Source organism: Brevibacterium aurantiacum (assembly GCF_007558825.1).
Lineage (GTDB): Bacteria > Actinomycetota > Actinomycetes > Actinomycetales > Brevibacteriaceae > Brevibacterium > Brevibacterium aurantiacum_A.
In genome coordinates this window covers 370,311-388,053 of the sequence record NZ_VLTK01000002.1, presented here as the reverse complement: position 1 = coordinate 388,053, position 17,743 = coordinate 370,311, and the positions used below count along the sequence as shown (strand labels likewise).

At 61.5% G+C, this 17,743-nt stretch carries 21 protein-coding genes; 13 read left to right on the top strand and 8 right to left on the bottom strand.

What is annotated here, in order from left to right; genetic code table 11:
- Positions 1–52 precede the first annotated feature (52 nt).
- The 7 genes from FO013_RS04190 to FO013_RS04160 all read left to right on the top strand — a co-directional run bounded on the left by FO013_RS04190 (position 53) and on the right by FO013_RS04160 (position 6,102).
- Positions 53–631, top strand: coding sequence for a 1-acyl-sn-glycerol-3-phosphate acyltransferase (locus FO013_RS04190; RefSeq protein WP_143921298.1), 579 nt, complete (start codon positions 53–55; stop codon positions 629–631).
- Positions 624–1,064 (top strand): alternative ribosome rescue aminoacyl-tRNA hydrolase ArfB, encoded by a 441-nt coding sequence (arfB, locus tag FO013_RS04185; protein ID WP_143921297.1) that lies wholly within the window; start codon positions 624–626, stop codon positions 1,062–1,064. Before FO013_RS04190 ends, arfB begins: the two co-directional genes overlap by 8 nt.
- An 85-nt stretch (positions 1,065–1,149) precedes the next feature.
- Positions 1,150–1,653, top strand: a complete 504-nt coding sequence (locus FO013_RS04180; protein WP_143921296.1) for a mycothiol transferase — start codon at positions 1,150–1,152, stop codon at positions 1,651–1,653.
- A gap of 106 nt (positions 1,654–1,759) precedes the next feature.
- The gene (locus FO013_RS04175) at positions 1,760–3,487 is read left to right on the top strand and encodes a carbon starvation CstA family protein (protein WP_143921295.1); all 1,728 of its coding nucleotides are present in this window, start codon (positions 1,760–1,762) and stop codon (positions 3,485–3,487) included.
- A gap of 3 nt (positions 3,488–3,490) precedes the next feature.
- Positions 3,491–3,796 carry a cory-CC-star protein gene (locus FO013_RS04170; protein WP_395949342.1) on the top strand — a complete coding sequence of 102 codons (306 nt, stop codon included), beginning with the start codon at positions 3,491–3,493 and terminating at the stop codon, positions 3,794–3,796.
- The gene (locus tag FO013_RS04165; RefSeq protein ID WP_143921294.1) at positions 3,787–4,770 is read left to right on the top strand and encodes an ArsA family ATPase; all 984 of its coding nucleotides are present in this window, start codon (positions 3,787–3,789) and stop codon (positions 4,768–4,770) included. Before FO013_RS04170 ends, FO013_RS04165 begins: the two co-directional genes overlap by 10 nt.
- Positions 4,771–4,881: 111 nt before the next feature.
- Positions 4,882–6,102, top strand: a complete 1,221-nt coding sequence (locus FO013_RS04160; protein WP_143921293.1) for a N(5)-(carboxyethyl)ornithine synthase — start codon at positions 4,882–4,884, stop codon at positions 6,100–6,102.
- A gap of 155 nt (positions 6,103–6,257) precedes the next feature.
- Here FO013_RS04160 and FO013_RS04150 read toward each other — a convergent pair whose 3' ends face one another.
- Together FO013_RS04150 and FO013_RS04145 are read right to left on the bottom strand one after the other, a co-directional pair.
- Entirely contained in the window at positions 6,258–7,103 is an 846-nt protein-coding gene (locus FO013_RS04150) for an alpha/beta fold hydrolase (RefSeq protein WP_143921292.1), read from the bottom strand.
- A gap of 193 nt (positions 7,104–7,296) precedes the next feature.
- The gene (locus FO013_RS04145) at positions 7,297–8,304 is read right to left on the bottom strand and encodes a helix-turn-helix transcriptional regulator (RefSeq protein WP_143921291.1); all 1,008 of its coding nucleotides are present in this window, start codon (positions 8,302–8,304) and stop codon (positions 7,297–7,299) included.
- A 107-nt stretch (positions 8,305–8,411) separates the two neighbouring features.
- Between FO013_RS04145 and FO013_RS04140 the strand changes: the two genes are divergently transcribed.
- A complete protein-coding gene (locus tag FO013_RS04140) occupies positions 8,412–8,810 on the top strand; it encodes a VOC family protein (protein WP_143921290.1) in 399 nt (132 codons plus the stop codon).
- Positions 8,811–8,845: 35 nt separating this feature from the next.
- Here FO013_RS04140 and FO013_RS04135 read toward each other — a convergent pair whose 3' ends face one another.
- Both FO013_RS04135 and FO013_RS04130 read right to left on the bottom strand, forming a co-directional pair.
- Positions 8,846–10,075 carry an alpha/beta hydrolase gene (locus FO013_RS04135; RefSeq protein WP_143921289.1) on the bottom strand — a complete coding sequence of 410 codons (1,230 nt, stop codon included), beginning with the start codon at positions 10,073–10,075 and terminating at the stop codon, positions 8,846–8,848.
- Between the two features lie 169 nt (positions 10,076–10,244).
- Positions 10,245–11,186 carry a LysR family transcriptional regulator gene (locus FO013_RS04130; protein WP_143921288.1) on the bottom strand — a complete coding sequence of 314 codons (942 nt, stop codon included), beginning with the start codon at positions 11,184–11,186 and terminating at the stop codon, positions 10,245–10,247.
- A gap of 124 nt (positions 11,187–11,310) precedes the next feature.
- Here FO013_RS04130 and FO013_RS04125 point away from each other — a divergent pair, with 124 nt between their 5' ends.
- Together FO013_RS04125 and FO013_RS04120 are read left to right on the top strand one after the other, a co-directional pair.
- Positions 11,311–12,303, top strand: a complete 993-nt coding sequence (locus tag FO013_RS04125; RefSeq protein ID WP_143921287.1) for a putative oxygenase MesX — start codon at positions 11,311–11,313, stop codon at positions 12,301–12,303.
- A 17-nt stretch (positions 12,304–12,320) separates the two neighbouring features.
- A complete protein-coding gene (locus tag FO013_RS04120; protein WP_143921286.1) occupies positions 12,321–13,361 on the top strand; it encodes a methionine synthase in 1,041 nt (346 codons plus the stop codon).
- 109 nt (positions 13,362–13,470) lie between these two features.
- Here FO013_RS04120 and FO013_RS04115 read toward each other — a convergent pair whose 3' ends face one another.
- A complete protein-coding gene (locus tag FO013_RS04115) occupies positions 13,471–13,872 on the bottom strand; it encodes a hypothetical protein (protein WP_143921285.1) in 402 nt (133 codons plus the stop codon).
- 230 nt (positions 13,873–14,102) lie between these two features.
- Positions 14,103–14,534 carry a MarR family winged helix-turn-helix transcriptional regulator gene (locus FO013_RS04110; protein WP_143921284.1) on the bottom strand — a complete coding sequence of 144 codons (432 nt, stop codon included), beginning with the start codon at positions 14,532–14,534 and terminating at the stop codon, positions 14,103–14,105.
- 162 nt (positions 14,535–14,696) lie between these two features.
- Here FO013_RS04110 and FO013_RS04105 point away from each other — a divergent pair, with 162 nt between their 5' ends.
- Positions 14,697–15,083 (top strand): nuclear transport factor 2 family protein, encoded by a 387-nt coding sequence (locus FO013_RS04105; protein ID WP_143921283.1) that lies wholly within the window; start codon positions 14,697–14,699, stop codon positions 15,081–15,083.
- 69 nt (positions 15,084–15,152) lie between these two features.
- Here FO013_RS04105 and FO013_RS22280 read toward each other — a convergent pair whose 3' ends face one another.
- Both FO013_RS22280 and FO013_RS04100 read right to left on the bottom strand, forming a co-directional pair.
- Positions 15,153–15,293, bottom strand: a complete 141-nt coding sequence (locus FO013_RS22280; RefSeq protein ID WP_186292977.1) for a hypothetical protein — start codon at positions 15,291–15,293, stop codon at positions 15,153–15,155.
- Between the two features lie 71 nt (positions 15,294–15,364).
- Complete coding sequence (locus FO013_RS04100) at positions 15,365–16,150, bottom strand: SDR family oxidoreductase (protein WP_143921282.1); 786 nt, start codon at positions 16,148–16,150, stop codon at positions 15,365–15,367.
- Positions 16,151–16,245: 95 nt separating this feature from the next.
- Here FO013_RS04100 and FO013_RS04095 point away from each other — a divergent pair, with 95 nt between their 5' ends.
- Positions 16,246–16,872 (top strand): TetR/AcrR family transcriptional regulator, encoded by a 627-nt coding sequence (locus tag FO013_RS04095; RefSeq protein WP_143921281.1) that lies wholly within the window; start codon positions 16,246–16,248, stop codon positions 16,870–16,872.
- A 419-nt stretch (positions 16,873–17,291) separates the two neighbouring features.
- The gene (locus FO013_RS23225) at positions 17,292–17,696 is read left to right on the top strand and encodes a GNAT family N-acetyltransferase (RefSeq protein ID WP_143921280.1); all 405 of its coding nucleotides are present in this window, start codon (positions 17,292–17,294) and stop codon (positions 17,694–17,696) included.
- Positions 17,697–17,743 lie beyond the last annotated feature (47 nt).

The following is a 17,743-nucleotide window of genomic DNA, read 5'->3' as shown; positions in this document are numbered from 1 at the left end:
ACAGTCGGTCTGCCTTCACCTCCGGCGAACAAAGTCCTCTAACGTAGACAGCATGCTTCGACGCCTTGCCGCCGGCGCCTTCTGGAAATTCAGCCGCTGGAAGCTGGTCACCCAGCCCGCTCCGAACCGGCCGACTGTACTCATCGGTGCCCCTCACACATCCAATTGGGACTTCGTCCTCATGCTCTCGATCGCCTGGACTCAGCAAATCGAGGTGCATTGGCTGGGCAAGCACAGCCTGTTCAAGGGGTGGCGCAATCCGATCATGCGCGGGCTCGGCGGCATTCCCGTCGACCGTTCCGATCCCAGCCGCATTGTCGCCGAGGTGATCGAACGTGTCCACGCCGGTGAGGTCTTCGGCCTGGTCGTCACCCCTGATGGAACCCGCGGTGGCCACACCCACTGGAAGTCAGGTTTCTACCGAATCGCCCAGAAGACCGGCATGCCGGTCACACTCGGCTACGTCGATCGGACCACGATGACCACCGGGCTCGGGCCCACGATCGACATCAGCGGTGACATCTCTGCCGACATGGATCGAGTCCGTGCCTTCTACGCCGATAAGTCAGGCATACGGCCCGAAAAACAGGTCGTGCCGCGGCTGCGGGAGGAAACCGAACTCGATGGATGACCTGCGTGTACCCGCCGGTCCTGGGATTCCTCAGGGCCTTGTGGTGCCATCGAGTGAACTGATGGAACAGTTCTCACGGTCGTCAGGTCCCGGTGGACAGCATGTCAACACCTCAGATTCCCGGGTGCAGCTGAGCGTGGACTTGGGGTCGACCACCGTGCTCAGCGAGTCGCAGCGCGATCGTGTGCTTCAGCGACTTGCGACGAGGCTTTCGGGCACTGTGCTCACGGTCAGTTCCGAACAGCAGCGCTCTCAGCTGCGCAACCGCAATGCCGCACGAGAACGGCTGGCCGAATTGCTGCGCGAAGCACTCGCCCCACCCGTGGAACGTCGGACGACGAAGCCGTCGAGGAACTCCCGCCGTCGACGCGTTCGAGCGGAGAGCCTGCGCTCCGAGATCAAACGCAATCGCAGACGACCGAGGCTCGACTGAGGTACGCGCCTGAACCGGCCGCGAGCAGCAGACAAACCCTCAGTGCCGCATGACATGGTCGGCAACGAGGAGCACAATGGGCCATATGAACAGCATTGAGATTCTCACCGATTTGGCTCAGCGCCCTGTCGACGCAGCCAAGCGCCTGCCTGCCCTCACCGCCGAACAGCTCAACTCCCACCCTGGCGACCATCCCAATTCGATTGCATGGCTGCTCTGGCACAGCGGACGCGAGGTCGATGTCCAGCTCTCTGACCTCACCGGTGACGAGCAGATGTGGGAGCAGTTCCGTGAAGGCTTCGGGTTGGGAGAATCTGGTGATGCAGTCGGTCTCGGGCACACGCCGGAGCAGGCGGCTGGGATCAAGGTCGATGATCAGCAGCTGCTCGTCGACTATGTGGAAGCCACGCTCAGCGCGCTGGGTCGCTACGTCGGCGAACTCTCAGAGACCGACCTCAGCGAAGTGATCGACGAGAACTGGACTCCCCCGGTCACTCGCGGAGTACGGCTGGCTTCGATCATCGACGACGCTGCCGTTCACGTCGGTCAGGCCGCCTACGCTGCAGGAGCTCTCAACCATTCACATTGAATACTGAGGAAGTTCAAACGAAACGCTGACGTTGGTATACTGGCGGGCAGCACCGACTGAACTTCAATCCGTCTGCGCAATGACGCAATGACGAAAGGCACACTTGATGAGTCCCGTCCTCCTGATGGTGATCGGTCTCGCGATCCTGGCACTCGGATACCTTGTGTATTCCAAGTACCTCGCGAAACGCGTCTATCGCCTGAATGACGAATTCCGCACACCCTCTCACGAACTCACAGACGGGGTCGACTACGTCCCGACGAACAAATTCATCCTCTGGGGCCACCACTTCACTTCGGTTGCAGGTGCCGCACCCATCGTCGGTCCGGCCGTCGCGCTGATCTGGGGCTGGGTACCCGCGTTCCTCTGGGTCACACTCGGCACTGTCTTCTTCGCCGGTATGCACGACTTCGGTGCGCTATGGGCGTCGGTTCGAAACAAGGGCCAGTCAATCGGCGCGTTGTCCGGCCGTTACATCGGCAAACGCGGCGCTGGCCTGTTCCTGATCGTGATCTTCATCCTGCTGCTCATGGTGATCGCAGCATTTGCCGTTGTCATCACCGGACTGCTCATCTCCACTCCGACCGCGGTCATTCCGACTTGGGGCGCGATCGGCGTCGCTCTGCTCGTCGGCGTGGCCGTATACCGTCTGCGCATGCCGTTGGTGGCGGTGACAGTCGTCGGCGTCATCGCTCTCTACGGTCTCATCGTCCTCGGCGATGCTGTACCCGTCGTCCTGCCGGAGACCTTCCTCGGCATGACGCCGACCGTCTTCTGGATCCTGACGCTGTTCATCTACGGAGCGTTCGCGTCACTGCTTCCGGTTTGGGTGCTTCTGCAGCCGCGCGACTACATCAACGGTGTGCAGCTGTTCATCGGCCTCATCCTCCTATACGGAGCTGTGGTCGTCGGCATGTTCGTCGCCGACGGTGCCCACGACATCGTGACCCCTGCCATCAACATGAATGTTCCGGAGGGCACCCCCAGCATCGTGCCTCTGCTATTCGTCACGATCGCCTGTGGCGCTATCTCAGGTTTCCACGGCATGGTCTCCTCCGGAACCAGCTCCAAACAGCTGGACAAGGAGACCGATTCCCGATTCGTCGGTTACTTCGGTGCAGTTGGTGAGGGCCTACTAGCATTGGGAACGATCATCGCGATCTCCGCCGGACTTCGCACAGTTGCTGAGTGGCAAGAGCTTTACAGCAAGTTCGGTGAAGCCGGCGTGCAGTCGTTCGTCCAGGGCGGCGGCATGCTCATGGAATCCGGTCTGGGCCTGCCTGCGTCATTGAGCACCACCGTTCTCGCCACGATGGCAGTGCTGTTTGCCGCAACCTCGCTCGACACCGGGTTCCGTCTGATGAGATTCGTCGTTCAAGAGATGGGCGAACGCGTCAACCTCAGGATCGGCAAATACACGGCGACAGGAGTCGTCGTCGTGCTGGGCATGGGCCTCACATTCTCACAGGGACTGGGAGGAGAAGGCGGCCTGCGCATCTGGCCGCTCTTCGGTACGACCAATCAGCTGATGGCATCGTTGACGTTGATGATCCTCGCGGTCATGCTCATCCGAAAGCGGCGCAACCCGTGGCCGGCGCTCATACCGTTGGCCATCGTATTCGTCATGTCGTTCTGGGCCGCGATCGACCAGCTCTTCAGCTTCGCGACCCCGGGAAGCGCGGACTGGCTGCTCTTCGCGATCGACTGCATCATCATCGTCAGCAGCGTGTTCGTAGCGATCGAAGGCATCAGGGCGATCATCCGAGCTCGATCGGAGCCGCCGGAGCCCGAGGACGCCGACGAGAAGATCGAAGCCGTACGCGAAGAGGTCTGATCATTGCCCGATGAAAGCGGTATGTACGCGGCCCAGCGTTGGACGAGTGAGTTCGCCCAGCGCTGGGCCGCGTTCCGTGACGGCTTGGACGAGTTCTACAAGGGGCCATACCGTCAGATGTTTGCCCGGGAGAAGCAGAGTGAGGACGACTTCTTCACGCTGATCGTTCTGGGCGAAGCACTAGGTGTACCGGACCCCGCCGCCTACTACACAGCGGAGTTCCTCCCCAGCCTCTACCAGGACTTCCACGCCTGGCATCGCCGCATGGGCATGCCCGACTCACCTCTGGACCACATCGCATGCTGTTGAACTCGATAGACGGTCTTCGCGTCGTCTTCGTCGGAGGAAAGGGCGGCGTCGGCAAAACCACGGTAGCCTCGTCGCTGGCTGTCGCGCACGCGCTCAAGGGACAGCGCGTCCTCGTCGTCTCCACGGATCCGGCCCACAACCTCGGGCATCTCTGGGACCGTGAGGTCGGCGATGCACCCGAGCGACTGGTTGCCTTCACTGACGGTGATGCGTCCGGCGGTCGCGTCGATGGAATGGAGATCGATCCGAAGGCCACACTCGAACGCCACCTGGCTTCCGTCGAACGCATGATGAGGCGGATGTTGCCCGAACGCATGCGTACTCATGCTCAGCGTCATCTCGCCCTGGCGCGGGAAGCTCCCGGCAGCTTCGAATCAGCGGTTCTCGAACGCGTGGCCGACGCAGTCGCACAGGGGTTAGAGGAGTACGACCTCGTCGTCTTCGACACTGCTCCAACCGGCCACACGCTCAGGATCCTCACCCTGCCTGCGCAGCTGACGACCTGGACCGAGTCGCTGTTGAAGAATCGTGATCGCTCGGAACGCTACTCCGCAGCAATGCGCAGCATCGCGGGCACGTCCGGCGCTGATCCCGCCGCCGAGGCTGACGCTGAGCTCCGCCGCACGCTCATTCGCCGCAGAGACCGCTTCGAGAATCTGCGAAAGGTCATCACTGACCGTTCACGCACCGGATTCCTCGTCGTGTTCACTCCCGAGAGGATGCCGGTTGCGGAGACCTTGGAGTTGGCAGAATCTCTCAAGGCCATCAATGTACCGTTGGCGGCGCTCGTCGCCAATCGGCGTTCCCCCTCGGACGCGGGGCAACTGCTCAAGGATCGCCGTGACGCCGAGGACTCACAGGTTGAACGAGTGCGGCTGATGCTGCCCGACATCCCTCTGTCCGAGCTCCCACTGATGCCAGGAGAGCTGGTTGGACGCCAGGCCCTCACAGAATTCGCTCGACTGCTGTCCTGAAGACGCTCACGCCTCAGCCGTGTCCTTGATTGCGCGGAATGCCGGTTCCGCGATAGTTCAGCGTATAGTCGAGGGGGAGCTGACTCTGGTTCCCCAACGATGGGAGGCCGGATGACCGGCACCGCTCAACCGATCACCGCCGACTCCACCGCCTCGGCGATTGATGGGACACCTACCAGCGGTCTTCTCACTCTGGGCCTACTTGCCGACTCTTCGATGGAGAACGAACGGCGACTTCCGATTCACCCTCATCACCTCGATCGCATCGACCCCGAGGTACGAGCCGAAATGATCGTCGAACGCGGCTATGCTGAAGATTTCCAGCTGGAGCCCGGTTACATCGAGTCTCGTGTCGGACGAGTCGCAGAACGCTCCGAAGTAATCGAGTCCGCTGAGGTCCTCCTCCTGCCGAAGCCGCAGGCGGCAGACGTGGAGGCGATTCCCGAAGGCCGCACCCTATGGGGCTGGCCACACTGCGTGCAGGATGAGGCGATGGCGCAGACCGCTATTGATCGACGGCTCACCCTCATCGCCTTCGAAGCGATGAACCATTGGACTCGGCAGGGAGATTTCAGCCTGCACGTATTCCACAAGAACAACGAGCTCGCCGGCTACTGTTCTGTCCAGCACGCATTGAGCCTCCGCGGCTCAACCGGTGATTATGGTCCGCGAATGAGTGCGGTCGTCATCGGCTTCGGTGCCACCGCACGCGGGGCTGTCACTGCGCTGAAGGCCCAAGGGATCTACGACATCCAGGTCCTCACACAAAGAGGGGCCTCAGCCGTCGGTTCACCGATTCACAGCGCGCACATCACCCAGCTCAACACCGGCGATGGTCCGACCCACCTGTCCACGGTGGTCACGGACGAGGGCGACGTGCTCCTCCCGACCTTCCTCGCCTCACACGACATCGTCCTCAACTGCACGCTCCAAGATGTCTCCGCACCGATGACCTACCTGCGCACAGAGGACCTGAAGGAGTTCGCTCCCGGCAGCCTCATCATCGATGTCTCATGCGATGAGGGAATGGGCTTCGAATGGGCGAAGCCCACGGGCTTCGAGAATCCGATGTTCACAGTCGGACAAGGTGTCAACTACTACGCCGTCGACCACACCCCCTCATACCTGTGGAACTCGGCGACGTGGGAGATCAGCGAAGCGATCCTGCCGTATCTGAGCACGGTTCTGGAGGGGCCGGACGCTTGGGCACAGGTCCCCACCATCTCCCGGGCGATCGAGATCCAGAACGGTGAGGTCAAGAATCCGAGCATCTTGAGTTTTCAGAACCGGGAATCTGAGTATCCGTACACCCGGATCGCAGAGGTGAGCTGAGTCCGCAACCTCGGGCTTGACTGATTCACGTGGCTGGTCTCAGGCTCTCGACAATAGCCTTCGTCCCCTGCGCCCCTGCCTTCGTCGGCGGGAGGGCATAGACGTGTAGCTGGCCCTCCCCTTCGTCCCACTCCACCGGATCGACAATGTCATCGTCACCGTTCCAGGCCGAGCATAGTGGTCGCGATGGCGCCGTTCGCGCATTCCGGTATCTGTGTTCCCATATCCTCATGGATCAACAGCTGCGCTTCAGGGATCTCTGCGGCAAGCGCTTCACCGTTGCCGATGGGAAAGAAGGGGTCGGCTCGACCATGGACAACCAGACTGGGTATTCGCAGGTCACCGAGGCGTTCTCGCCAGCGTGGTGAGCAGTCGATCCGGGAGAAGGTCATGCCCAACTGATTCGCCTGGTGGACCGCGGCCCCCGACGTCGGAGTTCGGTCCCAGATCCGAGCTGCGATCTCGAGAGCCTGTGCGGGATCGTTGCCCAGAATAGCGGCGTTGCCAGCTGCATACTCGGCTACGGCTCGACGGTTGTTCCAATCAGGCTGAGGACTCGAGAACACAGCAGACATCACCGTCTGATCGTGGTCCGGCAGGTCATCATCGACAGGACCAGGCGCAACCGGTCGGGTACTCACCAGCGTCAGTGCCGAAAATGACTCCGGGTGATCCAGCGCAGCAACTTGGGCGACCATGCCTCCGACACCTTGCCCACCGAGATGGGCGGACTCCGCGCCGAGAGCTGCGACAAGGTCCGCGGCGTCATCGGCGAGATCACGCAGGTCGTACATCGGGTTCTCCGGGTCTTTGGTGGTTGAAGCACCCGAATCACGCAGGTCGTAGCGAACGACTCTGCGCCCGCCCTCGGCCACCCGTTCGCAGAGCGAGTCGGGCCACGACAACATCGTGGTTCCGCCGGCTAACAGCACAAGGGGATCCTCTTCGCAGCCGAAGCTCTCTACACCGAGGGTGACGCCGTTCACTCTGAAGGTGGCCATACGGCACGATAGCACTGCGTTCGCTCATGACTGCTCAACAGGATTGCGTCATCCGCTGTTATCGAAAAGAGCGCGGCGGGCTCCCCCACCTGCACATGGACCTTGTGGGAGAGATCGCGGACACCTGCAGAGGGCGAATAATGGCCCCGCCAGAAACCCGCATGCGGCGTTCCCGGTGGCCACCTTACGCCGCTCACCCGGAACGAGGGTTGGCGTCGAACCGGAACTTCGCGGAGGCAGACAGCCTCCGCGCCGCCGCACTCACCTCTCTACGCAGCTCCTCGGGCTGCTCGAGCACCACTTCGCATCCGAGCGCGGCGATGACGGCTGGCAGCCAGTCGAGGCTCTCCGCATGGATCTCTGCCCGAAACCAAGCCGAGTCCGAGTCCTGCGGCCGCTGCCTGGCATATTCGGATCGTTCGAGTCGTGCAACGCTGGCCGGCAGGTGTGTTCGGATCTGGTCTTGGCTCGAACGGATGTGCAGGACGACATGCCACCGATAGTCCGCCTCGGCGAAGAGGTCGACGAGACGCTGCCTGAGATCAGACTTCTGCGGCGCAGCGAACGTTTCTGACGTCGACCGAACTGACCGAATGCGGTCGACTCGGAATGTGCGCTCTTCCTGCTGCCTCGTGTCGAGTGCGAGCAGGTACCACTTGTCCGAATGCGCGATCACGCCATAGGGGTGAATGGTCCTCCTCGATGCGATACCCGCCGAGTTGAGATAGCGCAGGTCGAGAACCGCGTGACGGTCGACCGCGTCAGCCAGACTCAGCATCACCCCAGGATCAACCGAAACGCCACTGGGTTCCGATGAGGGTGCCATTGCCGCCAGCACGGCATCGATCCGCTTCGCATCGGCTGTCGGCAGCGCTCGTTTGATTTTGGCCAGAGCCGTCTGCACGGAAATGCTGGGCTCGCTGGATGCGGGCTGTTCGCGAGACAGCCCCAAATAGACCGCGACGACTTCTGCACTGCTGAACATGATCGGGAGGACACGCTGGCCGGTGGCGAGCCGGTACCCGCCGTAGCGACCACGCACCGTCTCGACCGGGACCCCCACTTCGCCCAGTCGCGCCACGTCCCTGCGAACCGTGCGGTCATCGACATCGAGTCTGTCGGCCAGCTCCGCAACGGTCCTCAGCTGTGAGGACTGGAGCAGCTCGAGCAGTCGCAGAGTTCGTGCAGTCGTGTCGGCCATAACGTCCACCCTCTCGTATATACAGGACAGTTTTCGCCCGGTATTGACAGTACTCTCATGTCTGCGGCCGCAATCACGGCTCGCATTCGCCGCAAGAGGAGAAGACCATGCAACTGGCAGCCACCCGCATCATCACCGACGACGTCGAAGCGCTGGTCGCGTTCTATGAGACTGCCACCGGGATCACCGCTGTCCGACTGCATCCGATGTTCGCCGAGGTGCGCACCACGTCCGGCACCCTGGCCATCGCCAGCAGCGCCACGGTGCCGCTGCTCGGAGACAATGCTGCCGAGGCGCGGGCGAATCGCAGCATCACGCTCGACTTCCTCGTCGACGACGTCGATGCAACCTATCTGGCGCTGCAAGGTGTCGTCGAGGTATTCGTCAATGAGCCCACGGACATGCCGTGGGGCAACCGCTCACTTCTGGTCAGGGATCCCGACGGCACCCTGATCAACTTCTTCACGCCGAGCACCGAGGCCGCCCGAGACCGATTCTCACGCTAAGTCGCCGAGGTGCTTCCCGAGCCTGCACTGCTGGGTTATCGAAGTTGTTCTGATAGGTAGGCCTCTGCGATGCTGAGGTGCCCCTGGCTGCCGATGGAGTTCTTCGCTTTCTGCGAGTAGGCGTGGTTCGCGAGTGGAATCTGCACAGTTTCGACGTCGACTCCACGGTCTCGGGCCGCGTCGACCCACGCGAATTGGTCAGCAGGGATGATGACGTCATCACGCATGGCGGTCATCACGAGCGTCGGCGGGGCCGCTGCATTGAGATGCGCGGCGGAATTCACCGCGGCGTAGCGTTTCGAGAATTCCTCGGGGGTGCCACCCGTGTAACTGGTCGCAAATATGCGCGAGCCTGTGCCCGCGCCCGGACCTGCAGGGGCGTTCTCGTAAAGGCCCGTCACGTCGAACGCAGGATAGTCGGCGACGACCGCAGCGGGAACGGGGACGTTCCCACCACACGACGACTCAGCGGTGCCGTCCGCTGCGGCGCCGGCGGTGTTGGCGACCAGATTTCCACCGGAGCTCTCACCCCAGAACGCGAGACGATCCATATCTGCACCAAGCGTGTCGGCGTGGTCCTGAATCCAGCTTGCGGCGCAGGCAACCTGCGAGGGCGCACTCTGCCAGGTCGCGTTGTCCTTGGTGGCAAGTTCGTATTCGACCGCCACTACCAAGTAGCCGTGGTCAGCCAAGGTGCGAAGCTCTGAGCTCACTGCATCTGGCTCTCCCGCGATCCAGCCGCCACCGTGGACGGCCATGATGGTCGGTGTCGAGCCGTCCACATTCTTCGGCTCGTAGATCGAGAGGGAGAGGTCATCCCCCGCGCTGGTCTTGTCGTACACCTCCTGGCGGTCGGGCGACGCCGCGTCCATTGCGGAGAGCCCGAACGTCGCGGTGAAAAGGTTGACCGATCCGCCGGCCGACGTGATGGCACCGACGAGAACTGTAACCACAGCGATGTTAGCGACCGCGCCGATCCCGCCGAGCCCTGTCGTGACTGCGCCTGTGCGCCGATGCCCCCTGCGCATAGCGACGATTCCGACGAGGAGCACGATCAGACCTGCCAGAGCCGCTATCGGCGCAACGGTGGGCGCGAACCGAGCCGCAACCGTACTGAGTGGCCCTAGCCCGGGAAACAGCGAGGCAAGTCCGAAGATCGCTGCAATCACGCCCAGTATGAGACCGAGAACGAGGACCGATACCCGGAATACCTTCGCGACGCCGCCTCTTTCCGAGTGCGGTAGCGAACTCGTGCTGTTGGTCATCTTCTGTCCTCAACTTTCGATCTTCCAGGTTGACACTCCACCTGCATCAGATCTCATCGTCGCGATCATATGCTGACGCCAGGGGTCACTCTAGCGCAGGGCATGATCCGGTTAGGTGAGCAACCGCCCGTGCGCGGGAGCATCATGGACGCCGACAGCGTTGTCGGAGCTAGCCGAGCAGTTCGACCCCGAAACCCGCGACGACGGCCCGCACTTCTTCGAGGAAGCGTCGCGCTTGCTCGGTGAGCGGGATCCCGGAATGGTCGATCCAACCGATCTCGATGCGTTCGTCGACGTCGAGCGGAATCGCGACGATCTCTGGATCGAGGTCGTCACTGATGATGCCCGTCGAGATCGTGTAGCCGTCGAGCCCGGTCATGAGGTTGAAGATCGTCGCACGATCGGAGACCCGGATCTCCTGCCTACTCGACAAAGTCGACAGGATCTCCTCGGCGAAGTAGAACGAGTTGTTCGCTCCCTGATCGAAGGTGAGCCGTGGCACGTCGGCGAGATCGTCGAGCGTGACGCGATCTCGTGCGGCAAGCGGGTTCTTCCGGGAGATGAAGATGTGCGGAACTGCAACGAAAAGCGGGTGAAAGGCAAGCCCGGAGTCCCGCAGCAGTTTGTCGATGACCTTCTGATTGAAGTCGTTCCGGTAAAGAATGCCGAGCTCGCTGCGGAGTGTGCGAACATCTTCGATGATGTCCCAGGTGCGAGTCTCTCGCAGCGAGAACTCATACTCGGCCGCATCGCTGGCCTTGACCATCCGCACGAATGCATCAACCACGAACGAGTAGTGCTGCGCCGATACCCCGAGCAGACGCCGCGATGGGGGCCGACCGAGATAATGCTGCTCGAGGAGGTCCGCCTGCTCAACGACTTGCCTCGCATAGCCGAGGAACTCCGCACCATCAACAGTGAGTGTCACCCCGCGGGCGGATCGGAAAAGCAAGGCCCGACCCACCCGGGCCTCAAGGTCCTTCATAGCTGCAGACATCGTCGGCTGGGAGACATAGAGCAGATCAGCAGCGGCCGTGATCGAGCCCTCCGCCGCGACCTCGATGAAGTAGTGGAGCTGCAGCAGTGTGATGTTTCTCAAGCCTCGGGACATAGATAAAGACTATATGAACCCATAGTTCAGACAAGTTACCCGATATCAGCCCGTTGCCTGCAGGATGGTTTCGAAGACCTCCGCATGGCCGACCCCGGCCGATCGATTACGGAATTGGACGTCCATGACAACCGAGTTCACATTCAGCATCACTACCACCCGATTCGACGAGCACTACTCGCCATCGGATAGTTCACGCGCCACGACGAACTTCGCGAACCTCGCCAGGGGCGAGCATCGTCGGCAGAACCTCCGCAACACCCTGACGACTATCAATCGTCGGTTCAACGACCTCGCCCACTGGGACAACCCCGATAGGGACCGCTACACCGTCGCCCTCGAGATAGTTTCCGGGGAGCTCCTGTTCACAGCCACAGGCTGCGATCAGGAATTCCCATTGCTCGAAGTCCTGGATATCCAGATCCTCGATCGAAAGACTGGTGACCGCCACCCCGGGATCGTGGGAAACAACTTCTCGTCCTATGTCCGCGATTTCGATTTCAGCGTGCGCCTTCCAGCGGTCAACGATGCTGCGAGCGAATTCACCGTCCCCGACGACTTCGGCGATCTCCACGGCAAACTGTTCCAGCACTTCCTCGATTCCGCAGCATATCGGGAACGCTTCCAGGCGGCACCCGTGGTCTGCATCAGCGTGTCGACGAGCAGGACATACCATCGGACCGAGAATCACCATCCGATTCTCGGCGTGGAGTACCAGCAAGACGAGTATTCGCTGACCGACGACTACTTCGGAAAGATGGGACTGCAGGTGAGATACTTCATGCCGCCCGGCGGTGTCGCGCCGCTTGCATTCTATTTCCGCGGCGATCTCCTCAACGACTATTCCAATCTGCAGCTCATCGGCACGATCAGCACGATGGAGACCTTTCAAAGGATCTATCGACCGGAGATCTACAACGCGCACGTGGCCGCCGATAAGACCTACCGACCGACGCTGAAGCGGCAGGACTTCTCGGAGACACCGATCGCCTACGATCGCGCCGAACGTAGTCAGCTCGCAATCAAGCAGGGAAAGTACACGGCGAAGGCTTTCGTCAACCCACACCGGGAGATGCTCGAACAGTGGGCCGCCAACTATCCCATTCCAGCTGCATGACCACAGGAGAAGAATCGATGACGCCGACACTATTGCCCACTTCGATCGTCGGCAGTCTGCCGAAGCCGTCGTGGCTCGCACAGCCTGAGACTCTCTGGTCACCGTGGAACCTGCAGGGCGATGACCTGGCTGAGGGCAGGCGCGATGCCCTGCGTATCGCAGTCCACGAGCAGACCAACCGCGAAATCGATATCATCAGCGACGGAGAACAGACCCGACAGCACTTCGTGACCACATTCATCGAGCACCTCAACGGTGTTGATTTCGAGAAGCGGGAGACGGTTCGAATCCGCGATCGCTATGACGCAAGCGTGCCTACCGTGGTCGGCGCCGTGAGCCGTGGGGAACCGGTGTTCGCCGACGACGCGAAGTTCCTCCGGCAGCAGACCGACCAACCGATCAAATGGGCGCTCCCGGGCCCGATGACCATGATCGACACGCTCTACGACGGCTATTACAAGAGCCGCGAAAAATTGGCCTGGGAGTTCGCCGCTGTCCTCAATCAGGAGGCGCGGGATCTGGAAGCAGCCGGAGTGGACATCATCCAGTTCGACGAGCCTGCCTTCAATGTCTTCTTCGACGAGATGACGGACTGGGGAATTGCCACGCTGGAGAGAGCCGCGGAAGGACTGCGCGCAGAAACCGCCGTACACATCTGCTACGGCTACGGGATCACGGCAAACAATGACTGGAAAGCAACCCTCGGGTCCGAATGGCGCCAGTACGGGGAATCATTCCCGCTCCTGCAGCAGTCGACCATCGACATCGTCTCACTGGAGTGCCATAACTCCGGTGTCCCTATGGACCTCCTCGAGCTCATTCGCGGCAAAAAAGTCATGCTTGGGGCCATCGACGTGGCAAATGAGACCATCGAGACTCCGGAGGAAGTTTCCGACACCCTGCGCAAGGTGCTCAGATTCGTCGACTCGGACAAACTCATCCCGAGCACGAACTGCGGCATGGCGCCGTTCTCGCGGGATGTTGCCCTCGGGAAGTTGAGCGCGCTGAGCGCGGGAACGAGCATCGTTCGTGAAGAGCTCTCTGTCGCAAGCTCTTGAACCCCCTGACGGCATAGTTTGACCTCAACAAGCCGATACAGGGATCGCCGTCGGACTCCGCCGATCACGATCCCGACCGCCTGCCTGCCTGCCTGGACTATCTGGATTATCAGATAGATTGATTCCAGGAGCGGTCGGAACGCTCCAGAGCCTCCGTCGTGGCCCGGAGACGCCATTGGGCAGTCGCAGCCACGCTGTCGAATGCAGCTGTCGCCGCAATGAGTGCGACGCCCAGCCGGGACGGCCGTCGTGACATCGCAATGAGACAGACTCCGACCCAGCCGAGGTTGACAGCCGCCGCAAGTGCGAGGTCACTGTCGCGGGAACGCACCGCGCCTGCAAACAGCGTTGCGCTTGTTGCGCCCAGTGCGGTCACTATGATCGGGCGGGACGTCAGCGAAAGATCGATGGATGAGGCGACGCGATCACTGCCCAGCACTGCCGATCCGGCGATCGCGCATCCCACGCCGTCAGCAACGAGCACGCCCCTGGCGCAGAATTGGCGATTCACTTCTACCTGCCCCCAGACGTCGAACCGGAACTCGATTCCACACTAGCCCGGAGCCCCGCCACGTGCCTACATATCGGGCCTTCTGAGTGCAACGCCACGCCACACACTAGTAAGCAGCGGATTCTCCCATGCACCTTTCACCGGGCTCAGCAAAGACGAGAAAGCACAACATTGATGCATGGGACATACTCCATGAGACTACGTCGCGCTCAAGCATCTGCCCGGTACAGCTACAGAGGCTTCTCGCTGAATGTGGTGAGCAAGCGGGCGAATCGAGAGATGTCGTCCTGTGCCCAATCGCCTATGTGCTCGGCAATGGCCGCGTCCAACCGTCGCCTCATCACCGTTGTGGCTTCTGTCCCGAGGCTGGTCAGCGCGTAGTAGACCGCCCTCCGATCTGGGCCGCCCACAGTGTCAATCAGTCCGGCGGCGGCCAGTGTCGCCGCGCGTCTGCTCACCACCGATCGATCTGTGCCCACCTCGAGAGCGATATCACGCGCCGACGGCGACCCATCGGCACGAGCGACCGCGCTGAGCACCGGATAGGTCGACTCGTTCAGCCCTTCCGCGATGCCGTGCGTGAGATCAGAGTAGAGACGACCTCTGAAAGCTCGCCCGAGAATCTTCCCAAGGGCCTCGGCAATCACCCGTTCGTCATTCATGTCCAGCCTCCTCGTGCCACCTGGCTACCGCCGTCGCCACCCGCCCTGGCCTCTGCGCCGGTGCAGGAAACGACCGCAAGATCCACAAAATATCTATGCAACTTGCACAGATGGGTGCTAAATTTACCTATGCAACCAGCATAGCTAAGAAGAGGAGACCACATGACCGACATCGCCGCAGCACTGCACGATCTGCTCAATGAGCGTCAACTGCCGCTGGAAGAGGCCGTGCGCAGGCATTTCACCGACACATACCGTCAACGAACCGATGGCACGTGGGACGACCGCGCCGGGTTCGTTCAGCACATTGCGCACCTCCGCACGATCGTCGCGAATGCGACTATCACCATCCGCGATGAGCTGCGGGACGGTGACCGGTACGCCGATCGTCACATAGCTCACATCATCAAGCAGGACGGGGGCGAGGTAGTCCAAGAGGTCTACCTGTTCGGGACCCTGGCACGGGATGGGCGCTTCGACAGGGTGGAGGAGGTCACGATAATGCTCGATGGCGACGAGGGCGACCGCGATATCGGCTCGGCCCGCTGATTGCTCGGGTCCGAAGATTCGCATTGCGAAGATGGGTTCCCAGAGGTCTGACAGACTCCGAACCGCCGGTCAGCGGCCGAGAAGCGTTGCCAGCGCGGCGGAACGGCCTTCGAGCTGTTCGGTGTATCTGCCGTCGCGCTCGGCCCAGCGCAGGTGCTGTGCGGCCTCGACGACGACCTCGTTCGGGCCCGGCTCCTGCGTGATGACCATTCCGGCAACCGCCCGGGAACATCGCGTGCATCGCCGACACCTCCGACAGGTGCGCAACTTCCGCGGGTGCGTCAGCTGCTCTTGTCGACGCCGGCGTCGACGATCCAGTTAGCTCCGTGGACGCTGGACGCGAGGGGCGACACCAGGTACGCGATGGCGGTTGCGACTTCCCGTGGCTCGATGAAGCGGCCGGTGAGCATGCCCGCCTGCACGGGAAGGGTTTCGATGAGTTGCTGTTGCGTCACGTTCATCGTCGATGCCAGGTCCGCACCGAAGCTCTGCTCCCCCTCCCACAACGCCGTCCGAGTCGAGGACGGAGACACGGTGTTGAACCGCACCCCCTGCGGACCAAACTCCTCCGAGAGTCCCTTCGTGACCGCATTCAACGCCGCTTTCGCTGCGCCATACGGCAACGGCGCGGTGTGCGGTCGTCGGGCACTGTCGGAGGACACATTCACCACCGCCCCGTGGGATGAAAGCAGCGCGGGCAACGCGGCCCTCGTCGCCCTGACAGCCGCAAACACGTTCAATTCGAAAGTCGATGCCCACAGCCCATCCGTGAAGTCCAAAAATCCTGCGCCGACAGGTGTCCCGTCGCCGCCCCCGACGTTATTGACGAGGATATCGAGCGTGCCAGACACTCCGAGAGCCTCCGCGACGATTCGCGCGGGAACGTCGGGGCCCGAGAGGTCGCCGGTCAGCGTCACCGCCCCCGTCGCAGCAAGCTCCGGGGTGACCGTGCGCGAGGCAGTCACCACAGTGACTCCCTCCTTCTGGAGGACACGCACCACCTCCAACCCAATCCCCTTACTTGCACCGGTCACGAGGCCAATTTTGCCCGCAAGCTGTAAGTCCATGATGTCTTCCTCCGCTCAGAACGGCCCAGCGCCGATACACTAACTGCAACACACATGTCGCAGTTAAGTCAATAGGTGTACTGTAGACTGATCTTGTGCCAGACATTCCTCAACGATCCTCGCGGCCCCTACGCGCCGACGCCGAGCAATCAATCGCCCGAATCCTCATCGCGGCGGAGCAGGTATTCGCTGCCGACCCCTCTGCGACTCTCGAAGCCGTGGCCTCTGCTGCCGGCGTGGCACGCGCCACCGTGCACCGTCGCTTCTCCTCCCGAGACGATCTCCGAGATGCTCTCGTCAATGCCATCAACACGAAGCTCCGCGACGCCATCGCCAGCGCGAACACCGACACAGCGCCCCCTCTGGTCGCCCTGTATCAGTTGACAGTCGCCACCCTCGACCTGAAAGTCGATTGGCGAGCGTCCTGGCAGCTGATCGACCTTGACGCCACCGACCAACGCGGAATCGACCCCAGCAACATCTCCCACCTCGATGCTCTCCTGCAACGCTCCCAAGACGCCGGGCTTTTCCGTCCTGGGATCGACATCCCATGGGCACGTAGCGTGTACATGGCGTTGATCCACGAAGCATCGACCATTCGCTCCGAAAACGAATCCGCATCCCACTGGGCCAACCGCATCATGCAAACCCTCCTCAGCGGTATCGGCAACAACGAACACAATCTCGAAGCGCTCCTCGCCCAGCCGCCCACATCAGACTAAGACGAAGAAGACGAGGCGGGTCGATATCCGCCAGCTAAACGGCACGGGCTAGATTTGGCGACTCCAGACGGTCCGACCAAACGGTGAACCTGAACTCAGCCGCATTCCGGCACTTAGAGCCATCTCTGATCCACGCTGAGTTCGCTCACAGCAATATCGGCGCGGATTACAGACAAGTTTGTGCACTCGAGAACATCACGACCTGAGGGCACAATTTCACGAGTTGGTGCTCGACCAACGACGCCAGGCCCCGTGCCTCCCGATTCAGTCTGCCGACTCGTCTGCGCAGCCTCTTCAATAGGAGGGTAAGGACGTATGGCAGCAACGACCGCGAAGCGGTCATCGACCTTGATACAGCAACGCCACTCACGACGTACGCAGACGTTGAATTCCACAACGGTTCGTGCACCTGGCAGGAGATGATGCTCGCCTTCCCCTCCTTCAAACGTCACGATCTGGCCCAGCACTTAGCGCAAGATCCCCCAGGGTGGGAAAGTGCATATCTGGCGATGCGCAACGATCGGGGCTGCGGATTCGCTGCGTGTATCCTCAACTCCTGGAACCGACGACTCTGCCTCCTTCACTTGTACGTGGACTCCCAGATGTGTGGGCAGGGCGTCGGCGGAGTCCTTCTCAACACATTGCTCAACGCGCCCGAATCTGCAGACGCTCAACATGTCTGGCTTGAGACAAAGGTGGATAACTTACCGGCGATCCGCGCCTACGAAAGCATGGGGTTCCGCATCGTCGACCTTGAGCAAACTCTGTATGGAGATTGCCCCAGTAACGACACAGCGCTCTACATGAGCCGTGGGCTACGATAGCGTCCGACAGTCGCGACATGACGAACGTATGAATATCGCGCAATTAG